The following is a 3,445-nucleotide window of genomic DNA, read 5'->3' as shown; positions in this document are numbered from 1 at the left end:
GCCGCCGGCCAGTGCCAGGTCGACCTCGCCGGACCGCAGCGCCTGCGCGGCCAGATGCAGCGCCACCAGCGACGAGGAGCACGCGGTGTCCACCGAGATGGCGGGCCCCTTCAGACCGAGCGAGTAGGAGACCCGGCCGGACACCACGCTCGGGGCCGTGTTGACGAACTGGTACGCCTCGACACTGTCCGGGGTCGTCCGCAGCTGTGAGCCGTAGTCGCTGTACATCACACCGCAGAACACTCCGGTGCGGCTGCCGTGCAGGGCGGTCGGCGCGATGCCCGCGCTCTCGATGGTCTCCCAGCTGGTCTCCAGCAACAGCCGCTGCTGCGGGTCCATGCCGGCGGCCTCGCGCGGACTGATGCCGAAGAACTCGGCGTCGAACCGGTCGGCGTCGTACAGGAAACCCCCGTGCCGGGTGTACGACTTGCCCGGCCGGTCCGGGTCGGGGTCGTACAGGTCGTCGACCTGCCAGCCGCGGTTCTCGGGGAACGGGCCGATGGCGTCGACGCCATCGGCGACCAGCCGCCACAGATCGTCGGGCGTCCGGACGCCGCCCGGATAACGGCAGGCCATCCCGACGATCACGATGGGGTCGTCCTGTTCCCCGGGGGCGTTCACCGTCACCGTCGTCGTCCCGGCCGTGGAGACGGAGGGCGCCGCCGCGAGTCGCTCCATCAGGTGGTCGACGAGCGCCTGGGGACTGGGGTGGTCGAAGACCAGAGTGGTGGGCAGGGTGACGCCGGTCAGTGTGCCGAGCCGGTTGCGCAGTTCGAGGCCCGACAGCGAGTCCATGCCGAGGTCACGGAACGCGGCCGTCAGGTCGACGCTCCCGGCGCCGGGCAGCGCGAGCACCGCGGCGGCCGTGGTGCGGACCAGGTCGGTCACCGCACGGCGCCGTTCGGCCTCGGGCAGCCGCGCCTTCTGCTGGGCCCAGGAGGCACCACCGTCCTCGGCCGCGGCGCGGCGCCGGGTGGGGGGTGCCAGGGCGTGCAGCAGTGCGGGCGGCGTGGAGCCGGCGGCGCGCAGTGCTGCCTGGTCCACCACGACGGGCACGAGCAGGGGTTCGTCCGTGGACAGCGCCGCGTCGAACAGGCGCAGGCCGCGCTCGATGGACAGGGGTCGGATTCCGGCGCGGCTCCAGCGGGCGGTGTCCGATGCGCTCAGCCGGGCGGCCATGCCACCGGCCGTGGCGTCCCACATGCCCCAGGCCAGCGAGGTGGCGGGCAGGCCATGGGCATGGCGGTGCTGTGCGAGCGCGTCGAGGTGGGCGTTGGCCGCCGCGTAGGCACCCTGGCCGGGGGTGCCCAGCAACCCGGCGACGGAGGAGAAGACCACGAAGGCGGCGAGCGGCGCTCCGGCGGTGAGGTCGTGCAGCTGCCAGGCGCCGTCCGCCTTGGCGGACAGCACCCGGTCGGTGTCCTCGGCGCGGAGGTTGTCCAGCATGGCGTCGGCGAGGACGCCGGCGGTGTGCACCACCGCGGTCAGCGGCCGGTCCTCCGGCACGGCGGCCAGCACCTGGGCGAGCCGGTCACGGTCCGCGGTGTCACAGGCCTCGACGGTGGCTTCGGCACCCAACTCGGCCAGTTCGGCCACGAGTTCGGCGGCGCCCGGGGCGTCAGGGCCGCGCCGGCTGGTCAGCAGCAGATGCCGGCAGCCGTGCCGGGCGGCCAGGTGACGGGCGAGGTGCCGGCCGAGCCCGCCGGTTCCGCCGGTGATCAGGACGGTGCCGTTCGGGTCGAGGGCGGCGGGCCCGTCCGCGGTGGTCCGCCCGCGCGTCAGCCGCGGCGTCACCGTCCGGCCGTCCCGCAGCGCCAGTTCGAGCCCATCCGCGACGGCGGTGGCGGCGGCCACGCGCAGCCCGTGCGGGGCGGTGTCCCGGTCGGCCGCCGGGCCGGAACCCAGGTCGACGTCCAGGAGGGCGAAGCGGCCCGGGTGTTCGCTCGACGCGGTGCGTACCAGTCCGCGCACCGCGGCCATCGGCAGGTCGTGGACGTCCTCACCGGGGGCGGCGCTCACCGCACGACGGGTGAGGAGCAGATACCGGGTGGCCCCCAGCCGCTCCTCGGCAAGGCAGCGCTGGATCGTGGCGAGGAACTCCCGCACGGCGGACCGCACTGCCGCCGGGTCGCCGGTCCGGCTCGCCGGGTACGCCAGTACCAGCACGTCGGGAACCGGCTCGCCCGCGTCCAGGGCCGCGTCGAGGGCGTCCCCGTCCGCGTACGCGGCGGTGGTGAGGCCGGGGACGGCGGTACCGAGGGCCGCCCACCGCTCGGACCCGGGCGGGCCGTCCAGGGTCGGAACGGGCTGCCACTCCACGCGCAGCAGTCCGTCCGGGGAGCCCGCCCGTGCGGCGATCCGGTCGGCGGACACCGGCCGCAGGGTCAGGGAGTCGACGGTCAGCACCGGCTGTCCGGCGGGGTCGGTTGCCGTCAGGGCGAGACGGCCGGCCGGGACGTGGGTGAGCTTGACCCGAAGCCGGGTGGCGCCGGAGGCGTGCAGGGTCACACCGTCGTAGGCGAACGGCAGGCGCAGGGTGCCGTCCTCGCCGGGATCGGCGAGCAGCAGGGTGTGCAGCGCGGCGTCGAGGAGCGCGGGATGGATGCCGTACTCGGCGGCCTCCGGGTGCTGTGCCTCGGGCAGAGCCACCTCCGCGTACAGGTCGTCGCCCGACTGCCAGGCGGCCGTCAGCCCCTGGAAGGCGGCGCCGTAGGCGTAGCCGCGGTCGGCGAGCAGGTCGTAGAGCCCGTCGACGGGGAGCGACCGGGCGTCCGGCGGGAGCCAACTGTCCTGTTCGGCGGGCACGGACCGGTCGCGCGGGGCCAGCACGCCGGTGGCATGCCGGGTCCACTCGTCCTCGGTGCGGGAGGAGTGCAGCGAGATCGGGCGGGCGCCGTCCTCGGCCGGGGGGCCGACGGTGATCTGCAGGCGGACTCCGTCCTCGGGCAGCGACAGGGGCTCCTCAAGGACGAGTTCGCGCAGCGTGCCGGTGCCGACCCGGTCGCCGGCGGCGACGGCCAGTTCGACGAGCGCGGCGCCGGGCAGCAGCGTCGAACCGGCGATGACGTGCTGGCCGAGCCAGGGGTGGTGGTGCGGCGCGAGACGACCGGTGAGGAGCAGTCCGTCGCCGTCGGCGAGGCCGGTCATGCCGCCGAGGTGCGGATGGCCGGCAGGCGCGAGACCTAGGCCCGCGGCGTCGCTCGTGGGCACCGGCGTGTCCAGCCAGTAGCGGCGGCGCTGGTAGGGGTAGGTGGGCAGCACGGTCCGCCGGGCGTCGGGGAAGAGCTTCGCGGTGTCCAGCGGCACCCCGCGCAGGGCCAGTCGCGCGAGCGCGGTGCTGAACGTATGCGTCTCGGGGTGGTTGTGGTGGAGGAGGGGGATGGCGGTGGGGGGTGTGTTGTCGGGGGTGGTGGTGTGTTGGGTGAGGGGGGTGAGGACGGGGTCG

Annotated in this window: 1 protein-coding gene; it reads right to left on the bottom strand. The window is 75.1% G+C overall.

Annotated elements, in window-relative coordinates:
• A partial coding sequence (locus ACH4DZ_RS44965) for an SDR family NAD(P)-dependent oxidoreductase (protein ID WP_398295607.1) occupies nucleotides 1-3,445 on the bottom strand: 3,445 nt, incomplete at both ends.

The sequence above is a fragment of the Streptomyces sp. NPDC017991 genome, assembly GCF_044328075.1.
GTDB lineage: Bacteria > Actinomycetota > Actinomycetes > Streptomycetales > Streptomycetaceae > Streptomyces.
The sequence above is the reverse complement of the archived record's forward strand: the minus strand, read 5'-3'. Positions and strand labels throughout refer to the sequence as shown.